The organism is Aeromicrobium sp. PE09-221 (assembly GCF_002174305.1).
Taxonomy (GTDB): domain Bacteria; phylum Actinomycetota; class Actinomycetes; order Propionibacteriales; family Nocardioidaceae; genus Aeromicrobium.
The window spans coordinates 57,029-75,590 of sequence record NZ_MIJB01000028.1; the positions used below are offsets into that span (position 1 = coordinate 57,029).

The window sequence follows — 18,562 nt, forward strand, 5'->3', positions numbered from 1 at the left end:
ATGTCGGTCGTTGCTACCTCGGATGTCGGGCTCGTTGAGCTCCTTGGTGTGCGTCGGCAGAGCGCGATCGCTGACTTTCGCCGGATCGACCGCATCTTGGAGTATGTCGGTGGTTTGGAGGCGTCGGGGTATGAGTTCGCTGCCCGGATTTCCACGGTGGCGCAGGCGTTGAATTGGTCGGAACATCAGGTGCAGAACCGGGTGTGTGAGGCTCAGACGGTCCGCGAGAACCTTCCCGCCACGTGGACTGCGTTCTCCGAGGGTCGGGTCGATGGTCAGCAGGTCGCTGAGATTGGTCGCCAGGCGGGCAAGCTCGACCACGCTGAATCCTTCGAGCGGCTGGATGAGCGGATCGCGGCGTATGCCGAGTTGCACACGGTGGGTGAGTTGCGGTCGTGGTTGAAGCGTCGGGTGGCGATGGCAGAACCCGAGCACGCCGCGGAACGCTACGAGGGCATTTACGGTGAGCGTTTCATCCGCGTCACCCACCATGAGGACGGCACAGGTGACTTGTACGCGAATCACCTGCCGTCGATCATCCTTGCGGATATCGAAGCGCGGCTGGATCGTGCGGCGAAAGCGATCACCGAGCCCGACGACGACCGCACCCTCGACCAAAGACGTGCCGATCTGTTCGTGGGCGCGTTGACCGAGATCGACCCGGCCCACGACGGCGCGAAGGCGCCGGCGGTGGCGATCGGGGTCCTGGTTCCCGCCTCCACGTTGGCGGGTGTGGATGATCAGCCGGGTGTGAGCGCGGATCGTGAGTGGACCATCCCGGCGAACCTGGTCCGCGAACTCGCGATCAGCGCGAGTCCGTTCTGGTACCGGCTCCTGGTCGATGAGACCGGGGAGAACATCCTCCAGATCGTCTACACCGGTAGATACCCACCCGATCATCTCAAGATGGCGATCCGGTTCAGAGATGGGACTTGTCGATATCCCGGATGCCAGGTGCGGGGGTCACGATGCGAGATCGACCACCGGATACCCGTCCCCGACGGACCGACCGCCGGAGACAACACCTGGTGCCTCTGCAAGAAACACCACCAACGGAAGACCTTCCGCCACGCCCTCCCCACCCATGACGGGCAATACTGGCTCATCGCCGACACCGTCCTCACCGAATAACGAGCTACCGCCGGGGTCAGGGCGCGAGGATGCGCAGGGCCCTAGGGCGGCAGCGCAGGGTGACCGAGCGGTTCGCGAGCTCGTCACCATCGGCACCGAACGGGACCTCGCGCGCAGCGCGGATCACGATTTCGCGGGCCGTCCGCACTGTCACCTCCGGCCGTTCGACGTGCGTCCCGTGTTCGGCCTGCTTCATGAACGAGGCGAGGCGCAGCAGTGAGGCACTGCCGTCCACGGTCAGCAGATGGATCAGGCCGTCGTCGAGGACCGCGCTCGGAACGATGTGCAGACCATGCCCGTACCGGCCCGAGTTGCCGGCCACGACCATCATCAGATGCTCCGTGGTCGTCACCCCGTCGAGCGTCAACTCGAAGAAGGCGGGTCGCCAGCGCAGCGCCGCCAGCACCGGCGCGATTCGATACAACAGCAGCGCCGGGACCCGACGGTAACGGTTGATGATGCGGGCCGACAGCGCATCGATGCCCGCGTACACATTGCCCGGGACGATCACGCCATCGGCGTCGAGGACATCGATCGCCCGGGTACGCCCGTCGAGCAGCACCCGGGCGAGCCCCTCCGGCGTGTGAGGGAGCCCGAGGCGGAGGGCGAGATCATTGCCGCGGCCGGCAGGCACGATGCCGAGCACGCCGTCTCCCGCCACCACGCCACCGGCGACGTCCCGGGCCAGGCCATCACCGCCGACCGCCACCACCGTCCGTCCCTCCGCAGACAGCTGCTCGGCGCGCTCGCTCGCCTGGGCCGCGCCGCGCGTCGGTTCCATCGCCACGTCGGCGCCACCCGCGCGCAGGGCCGCCGCGACCGGCTCCCACCGTTCGACACTGGTGCCACCGGAACCCGAGACCGGGTTGAGCAATGCGGTGAAAGCGGTCATCTCAGTGCTCAGCTCGCGGCAGCAAGATCCCCGGGTTCATGACTCCGGCAGGATCGAGGGTGTGCTTGATCGCCTGGAGCGCCTCGACCGCCAGCGGGCCCAGCTGATCAACATAGACTTGTTGGTGGTCCACACCGACCCCGTGATGGTGGCTAGGCGCCGCGCCGAGACGGGTCAGGGTGTCGTTGACGGCCCTCTTGGCCACCGCCCACTGGGCCACCGGGTCCTCGGCCTGAGCCGCGGCCACCGTGAAGTACAGCGACGCCCCGGTCTCATAGACATGGGAGATATGGCACATCGGGATGCAAGGGGTGCCCTGTTCGGAGAGGGCGGTGGTCAGAGCGAGATTCACCGCATCGCGCACGTCCGTGACCCGCGACCAGAAGGTCGCCGTCTCGAGGGTCTCGATGAGGACCCCGTTCTCCAGCAGCGGGTCGCGCAGATAGGGGGCGTTGAACCGTCCCTCGCGCCAGGCCTCGCCGGGGGCGGCGCCGAGTTCCTCGCCGCCGAGCTCGCGCAGGATCGCCGAGACGGCCCGATGGCGGGCGGCGACATCGTCCGCGGTGCCCTCGAAGCCGACGATCGCCAGGCACCCACCCGGATTCTCCTCCAACGACTCGTTCGGGTCCGCGAGGTTGACCAGGGTCTCGATCTCATCGGAGAGCCGAAGCACCGTCGGGCGGGGACCGTCCTGGGCGAGTCGCCTCAAAGCCGCCGCCCCGGTCGGGAAGTCCGCGAACCGCCACCCCTCGAAGATCCGTGTCTCAGGCAGCGGCCGCACTCGGACCCGCACCCGGGTGATGACACCGAAGGCGCCCTCGGAGCCCAGCACGATCTGTCGCCAGTCCGGTCCCGCGGCCGAGCGGGGGGCGTTGCCGACCTCGATCGTGCCACGGGGGGTGACGAGGGTGAGCCCCACGACCATCTCGTCGAAGCGCCCGTACCCGGCCGAGGACTGGCCCGCCGACCGTGCCGCCGCATAGCCGCCGATGGTGGCACCGGCGTAGGACTGCGGGAAGTGGCCGATGGTGAACCCGTGCTCGGCTGCGAGCTCCTCGGCCCTCGGTCCGCGGACACCCGCTTGGAAGGTCAGGATCCGCGATTCCCCATCCACATCGAGGAGTCGGTCGAGGGCGGTGAGGTCGAGGGTGATGACGCCCGCGAACCCGTCGCGCTCCGCGGTCAGGCCGCCCACGACGGACGTGCCGCCGCCGAAGGGGACGACGGCGACCCGATGTTCGGCGCACCACCGCAGGACCGCCTCGACACCGGCCTCGTCCGCAGGGCGGGCCACGGCATCGGGGACATCGGCGAGGGCATCGCCGCGCAGCCGCAGCAGGTCAGGGGTCGACCACCCATTCGCGTGTGCCACGCGGGCATCGTGCTCGGTGCTGACGGCGGCCGCTCCGAGTAGTTCGCGGAGCGACTCGAGGTCCGCATCATCCAGCCGTGACTCGGGAACGGTCAGGTCCCCGACAGGGGCGGGAGGACGTTCCGACGTGGTGATGCCGACGAGTCCCAGGGCGCCGGTGATCCGCTCGCTCAGAGAGACGAAGTGCGAGGGATCGCCCCACCGATACGGGTGAAAGTCCACGACGGGAAGGTCGGTCTCGTCGACGGGACGACGGCGGGGGGTGACATCGGTCATGTTAGCATTAAACACATGTCCGAAGATCGTTTCAACCCAACGGGGTCGGCGCTGCAGCTGGTGCGGTCGCGCCCGGCCGCGGCGACCGCGGCCTCGATCGATTCCGATCGCATTCTCGATGCCGCCTTGGAGCTGATCCTCGAGGAAGGCCTTCCGCGCACGACCATGACCGCCATCGCGCGGCGGGCGGGGGTCGCCCGGGCCACCCTCTACCGGCGATGGGAGAACGTGACGGCCATCGCCGCGGATGTCTCCACGCGGGAGTGGAACCGGCTCACCGAGCGTGCGGCCGAGAGCTCCACCGGCTCGACCCGCGAGCGCGTGGTGTCGACCGTCGTCGGGATCGTCGGGCAGATGCGCTCCCACCCGCTGCTGCGCGCGATCGTGGAGGAGTCCCCGGAGTTCCTGACGCCCTATCAGGTGCGCCGTCCCGGACAGGTCTCCGCCTTCCATCTGGCGATCATCGAGGACGCGCTGCGGCAGGGGGCGGCCGATGGCTCGATCCGCGCCGGCGACCCCGCAGTGCAGGCGCAGACGGTGTTGTTGATGAGCTGGTCCTTCGTCATCACCGCCCCCGCGATCCTCAACCTCCCGGATGCGGTGGGACCCGCGCTGGACGCGCTGGACGCCGAGCTCGCCGTCGCGATCGACCGGTACCTCGCGCCGTGACCGCACGATCCTCATCGCTCAACGCCGACCGGCGTTCCCTCGACCTCCACGAGATCGCCGGAGGAGCGGTCGACCTCGTCGTGATCGGCGGGGGCGTCACCGGTACGGGCGTGGCCCTCGACGCCGCCACGCGCGGGCTCTCCGTCGTGCTGCTCGAGGCCCACGACCTCGCCTTCGGCACGAGCCGCTGGAGCTCCAAGCTCGTGCACGGGGGATTACGCTATCTCGGCACGGGTGATGTCGACGTCGCCTATGAGAGCGCGATCGAACGGCACCATCTGATGACCACGATCGCCCCGCATCTCATCCGGCCGCTGCCCAATGTCTTCCCCGAGCTCCCGTCAATGGACCGCAAGCACGCCGCGCTGGTGCGGGCCGGGCATTGGGGCGGCGATGCCTTGCGCCGCGCGGCGAGGACCCCCGGCACCCTGCTGCCGCGACCTGATCGCATCGACGCGGCGACGGTCGAACGCTACACGCCGGCGGTCCGCCGCGACGGACTGCGCGGCGGACTCCGCTTCTGGGACGGCCAGCTCGTCGACGACGCGAGGCTCGTCGTCGCCATCGCCCGGACCGCCGCCTACCACGGTGCCCGCATCCTCACCCGCTGCCGGGTGATGTCGGCATCGGCCGCCGGTGTACGGATACGGGACGAGCTGAGCGGATCCGAGTTCGACCTCGCGGCGCGGGCGGTCGTCAACGCGGCGGGCGTCTGGGCGGGCACGCTCGCGCGCGACATCTCGCTACGCCCGAGCCGAGGCACCCATCTGGTGATGCCGCAGCACGCCTTCGGCGGACTCACCGCATCGCTCATGGTGCCGATCCCGGGGTCGACCACCCGCTTCGTCTTCGCATTGCCCGCTCCCCACGGCCGGGTCTACGTGGGATTGACCGACGAGGAGGCTCCCGGACCCATCCCCGATGTCCCGCAGGCATCGGAGGATGAGATCGACTTCCTGCTCGACACCATCGGACTCGCCCTCGAACGCCCGGTCACCCGCGCCGACCTGCTGGGCACGTTCTCCGGCCTGCGCCCGCTGCTCGACGCGGGGGAGGCCAGCAGCGCCGATGTCTCCCGGCGGCATGTCGTGCAGCGCGGCAGCGACGGCGTGATCACCGTCGTCGGAGGCAAGCTCACCACGTATCGGCGGATGGCCCAGGACGCCGTGGACCTTGCGATCCGGGACACCGGCCTGACCGCGGGACCGTGCGTCACCCGGCGCGTGCCCCTCGTGGGCGCGGGACCGGAACGCGACCCGCGGGTCTCGGGCGAACTGCTGCGTCGCTTCGGGAGCGAGGCCGGAGCGGTCCTCGACTCCTCGCCCGGCCTGGGTGAGCCGATCGCCGAAGGCATCGACGTCAGCCGGGCGGAGCTGCGCTTCTCCGTCCGCCATGAGGGGGCGTCGACCATCGGCGACCTGCTCGACCGGCGCACCCGGATCGGTCTGGTGGCGGCCGATCGGGCACGTGCCGAGGACGCGGCGCGAAAGGCGCTCGAGGAGGGCTGAGATGATGCCGCGATGGACGACTCGCTTACCGCAGACCACCGCGACCGCCTTCGGGCGGCGGGGGTGCAGGCCTCCCGAGTGGACTCGCTCGTCGTCCGGCGGGTCACCGAGGGACTGCCGGAATGGTGGCACGGTCTCGGCAATGCCCTGTACCTCGCACCCGGTGCGCGGGTTCCTGAGGCGGTGCTCGGTGAGCTCATGCTCATCCCGATGCACCGCGCCCTCGTGGTGGTCGGCGGTCCGATGGATCACCTCGTCTCCCTGTTACTCGGAGGGGACGACGCCACCGTCTTCCTCGACGAGCGGGTCGTGCTGACGGCGGGTGAGGTGTATTGCGGTGCGGGCTCGTCGATCGTGCTGCACGGTCCGGTGCTCGCGACCCGTTGTGCCGTGATCGACGCGCGCAACGGAGGCAGCATCGTGGCCGCCGGCGACCAGCTGTGGGCCGCGAATGTCTACCTGGCCACCGACGACATGCACCGGCTCGCCGACCGCGTGAGCGGTGAGCGGTTGAACCCCTTCGGGGCATCGATCCGCCTCGGTGAGCACGTGTGGTTGTGTCGCGACGCGGTGGTGAGCGGACACGTCGAGATCGGCGATGGCGCGTGCGTGGCGATGCGCGCGGTCGTCCGTAATCAGAAGGTTCCCGCCCACAGCGTCGTCGGCGGAGTCCCGGCGCGGGTGCTGCGTGATGAGGTGCGCTGGGATGACGACGACCTGCCCTGAGCGGTTCGATCGGGTGGTGAGCTGGGGGATGACTCACCACCTCACGCCCACGCGAACGTGGGATATCTCACCGTCCCCGACGTGACCGTCTCGGATGGTGAGATCGGTGGGCCGACGCGTCGTGGCATTCGTACGGTCGATGTCTGGCCGCGCCACTAGCGCGGCGATGCTCCCCACCGGCCATGAGCCGTGCACGAAAGGACGTCCATGTCGGACCAGAACCTCATCGAAGCGCCCAAGAAGCGCACCGGGCTCATCATCGCGATCGTCGTCGTGGTGGTGGCCCTCATCGCCGCCGGTGTCTTCGCCCTGACGCGGGGCGGCGACGAGGAGACGGTGCGCATCGGCGTCGTCGGTGCGAGCGATCCTTACTGGGAGACCTACAAGGAGGCCGCCGCGGAGGAGGGGATCGATGTCGAGATCGTCGACTTCGCCGAGTACACGCAGCCGAACCCTGCGCTCGCGGCCGGCGACCTGGATCTCAACCAGTTCCAGCACATCGTCTACCTCGCCGACTACAACGTGAACAACGGCGAGGACCTGGTACCGATCGGCACCACGGCGATCTACCCCCTCGGCCTGTACTCGCTCGACTACGGCGATGTCGAGGAGATCCCCGAGGGTGAGACGGTCGCCGTCCCCAACGATGCCACCAACCAGGCCCGCGCCCTGGTGCTGCTGCAGTCCGCGGGACTCATCGAGCTGACCGACGGGGGCACCGCCTTCTCCGATCTCTCCGATATCGACACCGCCGCCTCGCGCGTCGAGGTGACCGCGCTGAATGCCGAGATCACCGCGACCTCGCTGCAGGACGTCGCCGCCGCCGTCATCAACAACGACTTCGTCGAGAACGCCGGCCTCAGCTTCGACGACGCGATCTACGAGGACAGCGCCGACGACCCGGATGCGCTGCCCTATGTCAACATCTTCGTCGCGCGCGCTGAGGACGAGGACAACGAGACCTACGCCAAGCTCGTCGAGATCTACCAGGACAGCCAGGACGTGCTCGACGGAGTCCAGGATGTCTCCGGCGGCACCGCGGAGTTCGTCAAGACCCCGGTCGACGAGCTCAAGTCGACCCTGGCCGATGCCGAGCAGGACGTTCGCGACAACCAGTAAGGTCGCCACGTGGCCCTCATCGAGTTGCGGGATGTCGCCAAGGCGTACCCGCCCAGGCGCCGAGGAGGTGACCCCGTCCATGCGGTGGACGGGGTCACCCTCGACGTGTCCGAAGGAGAGATCCTCGGCATCGTCGGATACTCCGGAGCCGGCAAGTCGACCCTCGCCCGGCTGATCAACGCCCTCGAGCCGGCCACGTCCGGCTCGGTGGTGGTCGCCGGACAGGACCTCACCACGCTTCGCGAGAGCGAGCTGCAGAAGGTCCGTCGCACGATCGGCATGATCTTCCAGCAGTTCAATCTCTTCCATTCCCGCACGGTCTGGGGCAATATCGCCTATCCGCTCAAGGTCGCGGGAGTTCCGGCCAGCGAGCAACAGGAGCGGATTTCCGAGCTGCTGCACTTCGTCGGTCTGGCCGACAAGGCGCACCAGTATCCCGAACAGCTGTCCGGTGGGCAGAAGCAGCGCGTCGGCGTCGCTCGCGCGCTGGCCTCCTCGCCGCGGATCCTGCTCGCCGACGAGGCCACGAGCGCGCTGGACCCGGAGACCACGCAGGGCGTCGTCGACCTGCTGCGCCGCGTCAACGCCGAGTTCGGCATCACCATCGTCGTCATCACGCACGAGATGGAGGTCGTGAAGAACCTCGCCGACCGGGTCGCGGTGATGGAGGACGGCAAGGTCGTCGAGTCCGGCACGACCTTCGACCTCTTCGCGCGTCCGGCGCACGAGGTCACCCGGCGCTTCGTCAACACGGTCGTCGACGACATGCCCTCGGCGATCGCCGTAGAGGAACTCCGCAAGCGGCATCCCGGCCGCCTGATCACGCTCTCCTTCCGCGAGGACTCCGCTTCCCAAGTCCAGGTCTTCGCGGCCTTCGGCGAGGCGGGTGTCGGCTTCGAGCTGGTGTACGGAGGGATGGAAGAGGTGCAGGGCAGGACCTTCGGCAATCTGACCGTGGAGCTCACCGGCGAGCGCGTCGATGAGGCGGTCCGCGTCGTCTCCAGCCTCGTCGACGTCAGGGAGGTGCGCTGATGGATCGCGTCTTCGAGCTCAGTGGTCTGCTCGGCACCGCCACGGTCGAGACGATCGTCCTGTCGGCGGTCGGCCTGACCATCGGAGGGATCTTCGGGCTCACCATCGGCACTGCCCTGTACGTGACCCGCAAGGGCGGTCTGATGGCCAATGCGCCGGTCAATGTCGTCCTGAACGTGATGGTCAATTTCTTCCGCCCGATCCCGTTCATCCTGCTGGCGATCGGTCTGCAGGGACTGGTCCGAGAGGTCTTCGGCACCGGTATCGGCAATACCGCTGCGATGCCGATCGTGGTGTTCGCGGCGACCTTCGGCATCGCCCGCATCGTCGAGCAGAACCTCGTCTCGGTGTCACCGGGTGTGCTGGAGGCGGCGCGGTCGATGGGCGCGAGCCGGCTGCGGGTGATCTTCACGGTGTTGCTGCCGGAGGCCTTCGGTCCGTTGATCCTCGGCTTCACCTTCGCCTTCATCGCGATCGTCGACATGATCGCGGTCGTCGGCGTGATCGGTGCGGGCGGTCTCGGCAACTTCGCCTTGCAGTACGGCTACCGCCAGTTCAACCCCTGGGTCACGTGGACGGCCATCCTCATCGTCATCGTGATCGTGCAGATCGGTCAGTTCGCCGGCAATGCGGCGGCCCGCAAGGTGCTCCGTCGCTGAGTTCGCTCAGTCGTCCCGTGACGTTTCTTATGCTTACCAGGTCGAGTCGCGGTCCGAGGCCCGGGCAGTTCTCCCGTGCGACGCCTCGCGCCCTCTCCGTGTGCTCGTGCGCGGTTCCTGGCGATGCCGGTCATCCACCGGCTCTTCGTGGAGTCTGGTCTGCTGGCGGGCGACCGATGCCGCCCTGCGAGCCCGCCGGGGGCGACAGCTCTACCTGGGGGTAACTTGTTGTTACACTCCCGGACATGAAGGATCTGGCCTATACGGCGAAGGTGGCTCACCGCATCGGCCTGCTCGGGCTCGGCAATCCGCTTCGGCTCGCGAGGGCCGGCATGCACCTGGTCAAGTGGGGGCCGGCGCTGCCGTCCGGCCTGAACGCCGCCGCCGCGCGCTTCCCCGAGCAGACCGCGATCATCGACGATGCCGGCGAGATCACTTACCGCGATCTCGTCGCGGAGGTCAATCGCGTCACCGCCGCGCTCAAGGAGCGCGGCCTCCAGCCGGGTGACTCCATCGCGATCCTGTCGCGCAATCACCGCTGGATGGTCATCGCCCTCGTGGCGATCATGCAGCTCGGCGGTCGCATCCTGCTGTTGAACACCATGGCGAGCCGCTCGCAGCTCTCAGATCTCGCCGAGCGCGAGGGCGCCGAGCTGATGATCGTCGACCAGGAGTTCCTCGACGTGCTCGCCGACGTCCCGCGGGAGAAGATCGTCCTCGGCTGGGCGGATGCCGACGCCCCCGCCGAGCTGACCACACTGAGCGATCTCGCTGACGGGCAGCCGGCCGATGGTCACCGCAAACCTGCCAAGCACGGCCAGATCGTCATCTTCACCTCCGGCACCACGGGTCTACCCAAGGGCGCGCGACGCGAGGAGCCCAAGGATCTCAAGCCGCTGCTCGCCTTCTTCGGATCCATCCCGTACCGCGCGAACTCCACGGTCGTGATCGCCGCACCGCTGTTCCACTCCTGGGGTCTGCTGAACTTCAGCTTCGGACTGACCACGGCGCCGACCTATGTCCTGCGCCGCAGGTTCGTGCCCGAGCAGGTCATCGAGGACATCGGTCGCTACCGCGCCAAGGTGCTCGTCGTCGTCCCACTCATGATGCAGCGGATGGTCGACGCCGATCCATCCGTCATCGAGCGCACGGATGTGTCCAGTCTCGAGATCACTGCCACCAGCGGCAGCGCCCTCGCCGGAGACCTCGCGCTGCACTTCATGGACACCTTCACCGACTCGATCTACAACTTCTACGGTGCCACCGAGACGGGCTGGGTCACCATCGCCTCGCCGAAGGACCTGCGCACGGCACCGGGCACCGCCGGCAGCATCCCGTGGCGGACCACCGTCAAGATCCTCGACACGGACGGCCACGAGGTGCCCCGGGGAGAGACCGGGGTCATCCACGTCGGCAACGACATGCCCTTCGGGGGTTATACCGACGGCAACACCAAGAGCTTCGCCGATGGACTCATGAACACCGGGGACCTGGGCTATTTCGACGAGAGCGGTCTGCTCTTCGTCGCCGGACGCGATGACGACATGATCATCTCCGGAGGCGAGAACGTCTTTCCCCGCGAGCTCGAGGATGCCCTCATCGAGCACGAGGCCGTGCGCGATGTCGTGGTGACGGGCGTGGACGATGAGAAGTGGGGCCAGAGACTCGTCGCCTTCGTGGTGCTCCACGACGGCTCCGAGGCCTCCGAACCCGATCTCATCGAGTACGCGCGGGTCCAGGTCGCCAAGTTCGCCGTCCCCAAGAAGATCGTGTTCCTCGATGAACTGCCGCGGAACCCCACCGGCAAGGTCATGAAGCGCGAACTGCCGACGGTCTAGGCATCGGCCGGGGTGAGCCTGCGTGCACGCGCTCGGGCGTGTCGATACGGTGTCTGCGTGGTGATCCGAGCGCTCGTCGACACATTGCTCGCGCGCCGGCAACGCCGCACGCGCGCCACCGCTGGCCTGCGCCTCGAGTATGCGCCGCGGCCCGACGGGAGGCCCGATCCTGGCGAGATCGTATGGACGTGGGTGCCCTATGAGGACGACCCCTCCCAAGGCAAGGACCGTCCCGTGCTCATCATCGGCCGTGACGGCGCGGACCGGCTCTACGGCCTCCAGCTCACCTCCAAGGACCACGATCGTGATGCGGCCCAGGAGGCCCGCTCAGGACGGCTTTGGGTCGACATCGGGACCGGCGAGTGGGACCGGCAGCGGCGCCCCAGCGAGGTCCGGATCAACCGGCTCCTCGAGATCGATCCGCACTCTGTCCGACGTGAAGGCGCCGTGCTGGACCGGGCACGCTTCGACACCGTGATCGCCGCCGCTCGACCGTATCTAGGGACATGAGCGAGCGAGCATGAGCGAGCGAATCATCGATGAGGTGCCGGCATGAGCATCATCGACACGATCGACGGGTTCCAACGCCGGCATCACGTCCTCGGCTTCCCGCTGGCGGTGATTTACAAGTTCTTCGACGACCAGGGACCATATCTCGCGGCGATCATCACCTACTACGCCTTCATCGCGATCTTCCCGGTGCTGCTCATCGCCACCTCGGTGCTCGGCTTCTTCCTGCAGAACGACCCGGAGCTGCAGCAGCAGCTGCTTGACACCGTGCTCGCGCAGTTCCCCATCGTCGGGGACCAGCTCGGCCGGCCGGACGGATTCTCCGGAAGCACCTCGGCGATCGTCGTCGGCGCGCTCGCGGCCACCTACGGTGTGATGGGACTCGGCCTGTCGGTGCAGAACGCCGGCAATGTGGCCTGGGCCGTGCCGCGCAACTCGCGCCCGAATCCCATCCTGCTGCGCCTGCGCTCGCTCATCATCATGGCGATCGCCGGTTCCGGCATCCTGATCGTCGCGATCGGGACCTCCCTCCTGCAGGATCCTGCCGCCATCGGGCTGGGCTCTGTCCCGGACCTCGGCATCCTCATCCGCCTCATCGGCTTCATCATGACGGCGGCGATGTTCATCGCGCTGTTCCTGATGATCAGCCTCGGCCGTGCGAGTTTCGGATCGGTGCTTCCCGGCGCCATCTTCTGCGCGCTGGCCTGGCAGGGCCTGCAGTACGGCGGCGATGTCTACGTCCGGCACATCATCGTCCGGGCGAGCGCGATGAACCAGACCTTCGCGCTGGTGCTCGGGCTCATCGCCTTCCTGTTCATCGCCGCGCTCATCGTCATCATCGGGCTGGAGGTCAATGTCGTGCTGCGCCGTCGGCTCTATCCCCGCGCCCTGCTGACTCCGTTCACCGACAATGTCCGGCTCGGCCCCGGTGACATCCGTGCCTACACCAGCTACGCGCGGATGCAGCGCCACAAGGGTTTCGAGAAGATCAGCGTGGAGTTCGTGGCGGACGAGGAGCCCGCGCGGGGTTCGGAGGGTCAGTCCGCCCACTAGACTTGGGATTCCTGGCCCGACACGAACGAAGGACGAGAAGGTATGCCGACCGGCAAGGTGAAGTGGTACGACGCCGACAAGGGATTCGGTTTCCTCAGCCGCGACGGTGGCGAGGACGTCTACGTGCGTGCCGATGCCCTCCCCGCGGGCGTGGAATCGCTGAAGTCGGGCACACGTGTCGAGTTCGGCATCGTCCAGGGCCGCCGCGGCGATCAAGCCCTGCAGGTGCGGCTGCTGGACCCGGTGACCTCGGTGCGACGCTCGCAGGCCCAGGCTCGGCGCAAGCCGCCGGAGGACATGGTCGTCATCGTCGAGGACCTCATCGGCCTGCTCGACAGCCTCGGCGAGGGTTATCGACACAATCGCCATCCCGAGGGCAAGCAGGCCAAGGTCACGGCGCAGCTGCTGCGACGCCTCGCCGACGAGCTCGACTGAAGCGGGCCCACCCGGCCTGGAGCCGGGCCGATCCATCAGGAAGAATCGAATGGTGAGCACCACGACGAGCGATATCGCGCGCAACGCCCTGGACGAGTCGGCCGCCGACGGCTCGGTGGGGGAGCACCTCGGCGCGATCAACGAGGGCGCCGGACTGGTCACCGAGCGCTTCACATGCACCTTGCCGGGCTACGTCGGCTGGTATTGGGCCGTCAGCCTCTCGACGGTGGAGGGTGAGACCCCCACCGTCAACGACATCGTGCTGCTGCCCGGCGATGATGCGATCGTGGCGCCGCCGTGGACCCCCTATCGTGACCGGATCCAGCCCGGCGACCTGAGCCCCGGCGATGTCCTGCCCCCCGAGGAGGACGACATCCGGCTCGCTCCGGCCTGGTTCGTCGGCGACGGGGACGGCGAGGGTGTCGTCGACCGGCACTTCGCCCGGGAGATCGGCCTCGGCCGGGAGTGGGTGCTGTCCCTGGAAGGCCGCGAGGAGGCCGCCGACCGGTGGTACGCCGGTGAACACGGTCCCGACACGGCGATGGCCAAGCAGGCGCCGGGCCGCTGCGGTTCGTGCGGATTCCTCATCAGCTTGAGCGGTGACCTGTCCGATCGATTCGGGGTGTGCGGCAACGGCACGGCCAATGCCGATGGACGTGTCGTGGCGTTGACCCACGGCTGCGGCGCGCACTCGGGTTCGCGACCCAAGCGCTCCAAGTCCGCCTCGACACTGCCGGACCCCGTCATCGACACGATCACGGTCGACGAGATCGAGGGCTTCTAACGCCTCACGACGGTCGGCCCCCGTGGACGAAGGATGTGATTTCAGGGTTGTCCATGCAGCCGCAGAGGCACATCCTTCGTGAGCCGCCGACGGAGGATGTGCTTCTGCGGTCGCTCCAGCAGCCCCGGAGGCACATCCTTCGTACGTAGCGGGCTGGCTGACGCTCCCGGTGAGTGACGTACCCCTGCACAGTTCGGGCGGTGGGCTACGAACCTCTCAGCCCCTCCCGAGACGTGCGTAGGTCACCGCCCCTCGGTCGACCCGATGGCGACCTTGAGCGGGTCTCGGCGGCGGTCACTTGCGGCGGCGGCCTCCGGCAGGCGGACGCTGACGGGCCGCGGCGAGCGCGTTACGCCTCCGGCGGCAGTACTCGATGCCGATCAGCCCGAGGCCGAATCCGGCGAGGGCGGCCCACAGCCACCACTGCGTCCCGTTCTCGCGCAAGGTGCCCCAGAAGGGGATGAGGGCGACCGCGGCGACGGCCCACAGAATGGTGCCCACGGTCATCGTCCGAACACCGTCGACGTCCATCGGCTGCACCTCGGCCACCCGATGCGTCGTCTTGCCGATCTCGATCTCGGTGATGTCCGGGTGCCCCAGGTCGTGGCGACGGGCGGCACGATCCGTGCCCGGCGCTGGATCACTCTGAGGGCTCACACCCCAACCCTACCCAGCGGTGGGGGATGATGGAGGCGATGAACCCACGTCGTCGCCGGATCCTGATTCCGGGATTGCTGATCGCGCTGCTCGTGGTGGCCGCGATCGCCTCGTTCACCGGTCGTGCCGAGGGCGCGGAGCAGCAGCCCGTCAGCCGGATGAGCGATCCGCGGATCACCGAGTCCAGCGGCCTGGCGATCAGCCGCGCGCACGACGATCTCGCCTACACCATCAACGACTCGGGCCACGATCCGCTGGTCTACGCCGTGCGGATCAGCACCGGCGAGACCGTCGGCGTCACCCGTCTCGACGCGGACGTGACCGACCCGGAGGCCCTCGCGCTCCACGACGGCACGCTCTGGATCGCCGATACCGGTGACAACACGGCCGTCCGTGACGAGATCGCCCTCCTGGCCCTGCCGGAGCCCGGCCCCGGAGACCGGACCGTCGCCCCCGACCGCTATCGCATCGCCCTCGACAGCCCCGCCGATATCGAGGCACTGCTGATCGACCGTGAGGGAGTGCCCCATCTGGTCACCAAGGTCATCGGCTCCGGGGTCGTCTATCGACTCGACGGCCTCTCCACGGCGAGCCCGGCGGCACCCACACGGCTCGATATCGCGGCCCCGCCCCTGGTCACGGATGCCGCCTTCGCCCCCGACGGCTCCTCGATCGTGTTGCTGACCTATCTAGGCGTGCACGTCCTGGACGCCGGCTCCTGGCAGACGCGTACGACACTGCCGCTCCCGCCGCTCGCCCAGGCCGAGACCATCGCCTACACCGACCCCTTCCATGTGCTGGTGGGCAGCGAGGGCGAGGACAGCCCGTTGTACCGGGTCGGCCTCCCGGTAGTGGCTCCCCGGGAGTTGGCCGCAGTTCCCGGACTCGGGCTCCTCGTCCTGCTGGTCGCGAGACTCGGCGACCAGGCGCGGTGAACCCCTACCTCGCCGTGTTGCTGGCGGCGGTCTGCTTCGGCACGACCGGGACGGCCCTGGCGCTCGGTCCCGAGGACGCGACCTCCTTCTCCGCGGGCGTGGCCCGCGTGGTTCTCGGCGGTGGGGTGCTCGGGCTCGTGGCCTGGGCGACCAGTCGTGGGACGCCCACCACCTGGTCACCGCGCTCGGTCGCACTCGTGGTGGTCGGTGCTGTCGGGGTACTGGCCTACCAGCCGGCTTTCTTTCTCGGAACGACGAGCAACGGCGTGGCGATCGGAACCGTCATCGCCCTCGGCAGTGCGCCGGTCATGACCGGCGCACTCGAGTGGATCCTCACCGCCCGACCACCCTCACGCGTCTGGTTCTCCGCCACGCTCATCGCCACGGCGGGAGTCGTGCTCCTGTCGGGAGTCTTCGATACCGGCGCCGGGGTCTCGCTGCTAGGGCTCGCGGGATCGCTCGGCGCGGGACTGAGCTATGCGGTCTACACACTGGCGGGCAAGGCGCTCATCGACAGAGGTCTCCCGCCCCGCGCCTCGATGGGTGCCGTCTTCGGTGCCGCCGCCGTCCTCGGGCTGCCGCTCCTGGTCTTCGCGCCGACGAGCTGGATCGCCTCGGGGGGTGGTGTCGCGACGGTCCTCTGGCTCGGCCTCGTCACCACGGTCATCGCCTATCTGCTGTTCGGCCACGGGCTCCAGTACCTGCGGGCGTCGACCGTCTCCACGTTGACCCTCGCCGAGCCCCTGACCGCGACCCTGCTCGGGCTCCTGGTGCTCCGCGAGTCGATGAACCTCTCCGCGGCCATCGGGCTCGCGGTCCTCGCTATCGGTATCGGCATCCTCGGACTCGGCGGACGCGCCGTGCAGCGCGACGAGCCGACCCCACGGTGAGCCACGAGCCGTCGACCGGGACAATGGTCCGGTTGCCGTCCTTCGCACCGTAGGAGAGCCATGACCGGCGTCCTGGACCGTTACTTCAAGATCTCCGAGCGCGGTTCGACGATCCCTCGCGAACTGCGCGGCGGTCTCGTCACGTTCCTGACGATGGCCTACATCGTGGTCCTCAACCCGATCATCCTCGGCGGTGTCGCCGACGCGGAGGGCAATTACCTCGGCGGCGACTCCGAGGGCGCCAATATGGCCGCCATCGCCGCCGCCACCGCTCTCATCGCCGGCCTCATGTCGATCATCATGGGGCTGGTCGCCAACTTCCCGCTCGCCCTCGCCGCCGGCCTCGGGCTCAATGCCTTCGTGGCCTATGCCGTCGCCACTCAGATGACCTGGGCCGATGCGATGGGCCTCGTGGTCATCGAGGGCATCATCATCCTGATCCTCGTGCTCACCGGCTTCCGTAAAGCCGTCTTCGACGCCGTGCCCCGGCAGATCAAGACCGCGATCGCGGTCGGTATCGGCCTATTCATCACGCTCGTCGGACTCGTGAACGCGGGCTTCGTCCGCACCACCGGGCAGGGATCGCCGCCGCTCGGGCTCGGTGTCGACGGCGTGCTGCACGGTTGGCCCGTGCTCGTCTTCTGCATCGGACTGGTCGTCATGATCGGTCTCTACGCCAATGGGGTGCGCGGTGCCATCCTCATCGGCATCGTCGTCACCACCGTGCTCGCCGGCATCGTGCAGGCCGTCACCGACACGCCCGGTTCGAACGGCGACCCGTTCAGCACCGGCTGGAACCTGAACGTCCCGGGCATCCCCGACTCGATCGCGGCCGTCCCGGATCTCTCGCTGCTCGGCGAGTTCAGCCTGCTGGGCTCCTTCGACAAGATCGGCGTCGTCGCGGTCATCCTGTTGATCTTCAGCCTTCTGCTCGCCGACTTCTTCGACACGATGGGCACCATGACGGCCGTCGGCGCGGAGGCCGGGTTGAACGACGAGGACGGCGCCCCGATCAACACGCAGCGCATCCTGGTGATCGATTCAATCGCCGCTGCCGCGGGCGGTGCCGCGAGCGTCTCGAGCAACACCTCCTATGTCGAGTCGACCGCCGGTGTCGGCGACGGTGCGCGCACCGGCCTGGCCAGTGTCACCACGGGCGTGCTGTTCCTGTTCTCGATGATCTTCACACCGCTCGTGGGAGCGATCCCCAATGAGGCGGCGGTCGCGGCACTCGTGCTCGTGGGCTTCCTGATGATGACCCAGGTCACAGGCATCGACTGGGACGATATCGAGATCGCGATCCCGGCCTTCCTGACGATCGTGCTGATGCCGTTCACGTACTCCATCACGGTCGGCATCGGCGCGGGCTTCCTCGCCTTCGTCTTCCTGAAGCTCGTGCGCGGCAAGTTCCGCGAGGTCCACGTGCTGATGTGGATCATCGCGATCCTGTTCCTCGCCTACTTCCTGCTCGGGCCCCTCGGCGATCTGCTCCTGTGACCGTTCCGGCGGCGCGATAGCGTGCTGACATGTTGATCGCACTGGGAGACAAGAAGCCGCAGGTGGCCGACTCGGCCTTCGTCGCACCGAATGCCACGCTGGCGGGATCGGTCACGGTCGAGGAGGGCGCCAGCGTCTGGTACGGCGCCGTGCTGCGCGCGGACAACGAGCCGATCACCATCGGACGCGACGCCAATGTGCAGGACAACTGCGCCTTCCACGTCGACAGCGGCAAGCCACTCACGCTCGGGGAGGGTGTCTCCGTCGGCCACGGGGCGATCATCCACGGTGCCACCGTCGGCGATTTCGTGCTGGTGGGCATGGGTTCGATCATCATGAACGGCGCGGTCATCGGCGAGGAGTCGCTCATCGCCGCCGGTGCCCTCGTGCCCGAGGGCATGGAGGTGCCCCCGCGTTCGCTCGTGATCGGCGCACCCGCCAAAGTGCGGCGGGAGCTGAGCGATGCGGAGGTGGAGCGACTCCACGTCAATGCTCGGATCTACACCGAGCACCGTGAGCTGCATCGCGAGGGCACGATCCTCGACTGACTGTCGACACCCGGCGGAGGTGCGCCGGCCT

19 protein-coding genes are annotated in these 18,562 nt (G+C 68.2%); 16 read left to right on the forward strand and 3 right to left on the reverse strand.

Annotated elements, in window-relative coordinates; translation table 11 throughout:
* Positions 1-1,131, forward strand: a complete 1,131-nt coding sequence (locus BHE97_RS15505; RefSeq protein WP_087624936.1) for an HNH endonuclease signature motif containing protein — start codon at positions 1-3, stop codon at positions 1,129-1,131.
* A 16-nt stretch (positions 1,132-1,147) separates the two neighbouring features.
* On the opposite strand, the gene BHE97_RS15510 is transcribed toward BHE97_RS15505, so the two are convergent.
* Both BHE97_RS15510 and BHE97_RS15515 read right to left on the reverse strand, forming a co-directional pair.
* Positions 1,148-2,023 (reverse strand): diacylglycerol kinase family protein, encoded by an 876-nt coding sequence (locus BHE97_RS15510; protein ID WP_087624937.1) that lies wholly within the window; start codon positions 2,021-2,023, stop codon positions 1,148-1,150.
* 1 nt (position 2,024) lies between these two features.
* Entirely contained in the window at positions 2,025-3,671 is a 1,647-nt protein-coding gene (locus tag BHE97_RS15515) for an FAD-binding oxidoreductase (protein ID WP_087624938.1), read from the reverse strand.
* A 15-nt stretch (positions 3,672-3,686) separates the two neighbouring features.
* Between BHE97_RS15515 and BHE97_RS20780 the strand changes: the two genes are divergently transcribed.
* The 11 genes from BHE97_RS20780 to BHE97_RS15570 all read left to right on the forward strand — a co-directional run bounded on the left by BHE97_RS20780 (position 3,687) and on the right by BHE97_RS15570 (position 14,004).
* Entirely contained in the window at positions 3,687-4,340 is a 654-nt protein-coding gene (locus BHE97_RS20780; RefSeq protein ID WP_087624939.1) for a TetR/AcrR family transcriptional regulator, read from the forward strand.
* Positions 4,337-5,848, forward strand: coding sequence for a glycerol-3-phosphate dehydrogenase/oxidase (locus BHE97_RS15525; protein ID WP_236757726.1), 1,512 nt, complete (start codon positions 4,337-4,339; stop codon positions 5,846-5,848). Before BHE97_RS20780 ends, BHE97_RS15525 begins: the two co-directional genes overlap by 4 nt.
* A gap of 12 nt (positions 5,849-5,860) precedes the next feature.
* Entirely contained in the window at positions 5,861-6,574 is a 714-nt protein-coding gene (locus BHE97_RS15530; protein WP_087624941.1) for a hypothetical protein, read from the forward strand.
* A 207-nt stretch (positions 6,575-6,781) separates the two neighbouring features.
* The gene (locus tag BHE97_RS15535; RefSeq protein WP_087624942.1) at positions 6,782-7,693 is read left to right on the forward strand and encodes a MetQ/NlpA family ABC transporter substrate-binding protein; all 912 of its coding nucleotides are present in this window, start codon (positions 6,782-6,784) and stop codon (positions 7,691-7,693) included.
* A 9-nt stretch (positions 7,694-7,702) separates the two neighbouring features.
* Entirely contained in the window at positions 7,703-8,725 is a 1,023-nt protein-coding gene (locus BHE97_RS15540; protein WP_087624943.1) for a methionine ABC transporter ATP-binding protein, read from the forward strand.
* Complete coding sequence (locus BHE97_RS15545) at positions 8,725-9,384, forward strand: methionine ABC transporter permease (protein ID WP_087624944.1); 660 nt, start codon at positions 8,725-8,727, stop codon at positions 9,382-9,384. The genes BHE97_RS15540 and BHE97_RS15545 overlap by 1 nt, the downstream gene beginning before the upstream one ends.
* Before the next feature lie 245 nt (positions 9,385-9,629).
* Complete coding sequence (locus BHE97_RS15550) at positions 9,630-11,222, forward strand: AMP-binding protein (RefSeq protein WP_087624945.1); 1,593 nt, start codon at positions 9,630-9,632, stop codon at positions 11,220-11,222.
* A gap of 57 nt (positions 11,223-11,279) precedes the next feature.
* The gene (locus BHE97_RS15555; protein ID WP_236757728.1) at positions 11,280-11,732 is read left to right on the forward strand and encodes a type II toxin-antitoxin system PemK/MazF family toxin; all 453 of its coding nucleotides are present in this window, start codon (positions 11,280-11,282) and stop codon (positions 11,730-11,732) included.
* 42 nt (positions 11,733-11,774) lie between these two features.
* Positions 11,775-12,785, forward strand: a complete 1,011-nt coding sequence (locus BHE97_RS15560; protein WP_087624947.1) for a YihY/virulence factor BrkB family protein — start codon at positions 11,775-11,777, stop codon at positions 12,783-12,785.
* Positions 12,786-12,827: 42 nt separating this feature from the next.
* Positions 12,828-13,220 carry a cold-shock protein gene (locus BHE97_RS15565; protein ID WP_087624948.1) on the forward strand — a complete coding sequence of 131 codons (393 nt, stop codon included), beginning with the start codon at positions 12,828-12,830 and terminating at the stop codon, positions 13,218-13,220.
* Positions 13,221-13,272: 52 nt separating this feature from the next.
* Positions 13,273-14,004, forward strand: a complete 732-nt coding sequence (locus BHE97_RS15570) for a DUF3027 domain-containing protein (protein WP_236757729.1) — start codon at positions 13,273-13,275, stop codon at positions 14,002-14,004.
* A 294-nt stretch (positions 14,005-14,298) separates the two neighbouring features.
* On the opposite strand, the gene BHE97_RS15575 is transcribed toward BHE97_RS15570, so the two are convergent.
* A complete protein-coding gene (locus tag BHE97_RS15575) occupies positions 14,299-14,661 on the reverse strand; it encodes a DUF2530 domain-containing protein (protein WP_236757730.1) in 363 nt (120 codons plus the stop codon).
* Between the two features lie 38 nt (positions 14,662-14,699).
* On the opposite strand from BHE97_RS15575, the gene BHE97_RS15580 reads away from it, so the two are divergent.
* The 4 genes from BHE97_RS15580 to BHE97_RS15595 are packed head-to-tail and all read left to right on the forward strand — an operon-like array spanning position 14,700 to position 18,531.
* Positions 14,700-15,596, forward strand: a complete 897-nt coding sequence (locus BHE97_RS15580) for a hypothetical protein (protein ID WP_087624950.1) — start codon at positions 14,700-14,702, stop codon at positions 15,594-15,596.
* On the forward strand, positions 15,593-16,486 hold the full coding sequence (locus BHE97_RS15585; protein ID WP_087624951.1) for an EamA family transporter: 894 nt from the start codon (positions 15,593-15,595) through the stop codon (positions 16,484-16,486). The genes BHE97_RS15580 and BHE97_RS15585 overlap by 4 nt, the downstream gene beginning before the upstream one ends.
* A 60-nt stretch (positions 16,487-16,546) precedes the next feature.
* Positions 16,547-17,983: an NCS2 family permease gene (locus tag BHE97_RS15590; RefSeq protein WP_087624952.1), complete on the forward strand. Its 1,437-nt coding sequence runs from the start codon at positions 16,547-16,549 to the stop codon at positions 17,981-17,983.
* A gap of 29 nt (positions 17,984-18,012) precedes the next feature.
* On the forward strand, positions 18,013-18,531 hold the full coding sequence (locus BHE97_RS15595) for a gamma carbonic anhydrase family protein (RefSeq protein ID WP_087624953.1): 519 nt from the start codon (positions 18,013-18,015) through the stop codon (positions 18,529-18,531).
* Positions 18,532-18,562 lie beyond the last annotated feature (31 nt).

Coding starts and splice junctions, on each gene's coding strand:
- BHE97_RS15505 (WP_087624936.1), top strand. CDS start 1: ATGTCGGTCGTTGCTACCTCGGATGTCGGGCTCGTTGAGCTCCTTGGT.
- BHE97_RS15560 (WP_087624947.1), top strand. CDS start 11,775: ATGAGCATCATCGACACGATCGACGGGTTCCAACGCCGGCATCACGTC.
- BHE97_RS15530 (WP_087624941.1), top strand. CDS start 5,861: ATGGACGACTCGCTTACCGCAGACCACCGCGACCGCCTTCGGGCGGCG.
- BHE97_RS15545 (WP_087624944.1), top strand. CDS start 8,725: ATGGATCGCGTCTTCGAGCTCAGTGGTCTGCTCGGCACCGCCACGGTC.
- BHE97_RS15550 (WP_087624945.1), top strand. CDS start 9,630: ATGAAGGATCTGGCCTATACGGCGAAGGTGGCTCACCGCATCGGCCTG.
- BHE97_RS15515 (WP_087624938.1), bottom strand. CDS start 3,671: ATGACCGATGTCACCCCCCGCCGTCGTCCCGTCGACGAGACCGACCTT.
- BHE97_RS20780 (WP_087624939.1), top strand. CDS start 3,687: ATGTCCGAAGATCGTTTCAACCCAACGGGGTCGGCGCTGCAGCTGGTG.
- BHE97_RS15510 (WP_087624937.1), bottom strand. CDS start 2,023: ATGACCGCTTTCACCGCATTGCTCAACCCGGTCTCGGGTTCCGGTGGC.
- BHE97_RS15535 (WP_087624942.1), top strand. CDS start 6,782: ATGTCGGACCAGAACCTCATCGAAGCGCCCAAGAAGCGCACCGGGCTC.
- BHE97_RS15565 (WP_087624948.1), top strand. CDS start 12,828: ATGCCGACCGGCAAGGTGAAGTGGTACGACGCCGACAAGGGATTCGGT.
- BHE97_RS15590 (WP_087624952.1), top strand. CDS start 16,547: ATGACCGGCGTCCTGGACCGTTACTTCAAGATCTCCGAGCGCGGTTCG.
- BHE97_RS15580 (WP_087624950.1), top strand. CDS start 14,700: ATGAACCCACGTCGTCGCCGGATCCTGATTCCGGGATTGCTGATCGCG.
- BHE97_RS15595 (WP_087624953.1), top strand. CDS start 18,013: ATGTTGATCGCACTGGGAGACAAGAAGCCGCAGGTGGCCGACTCGGCC.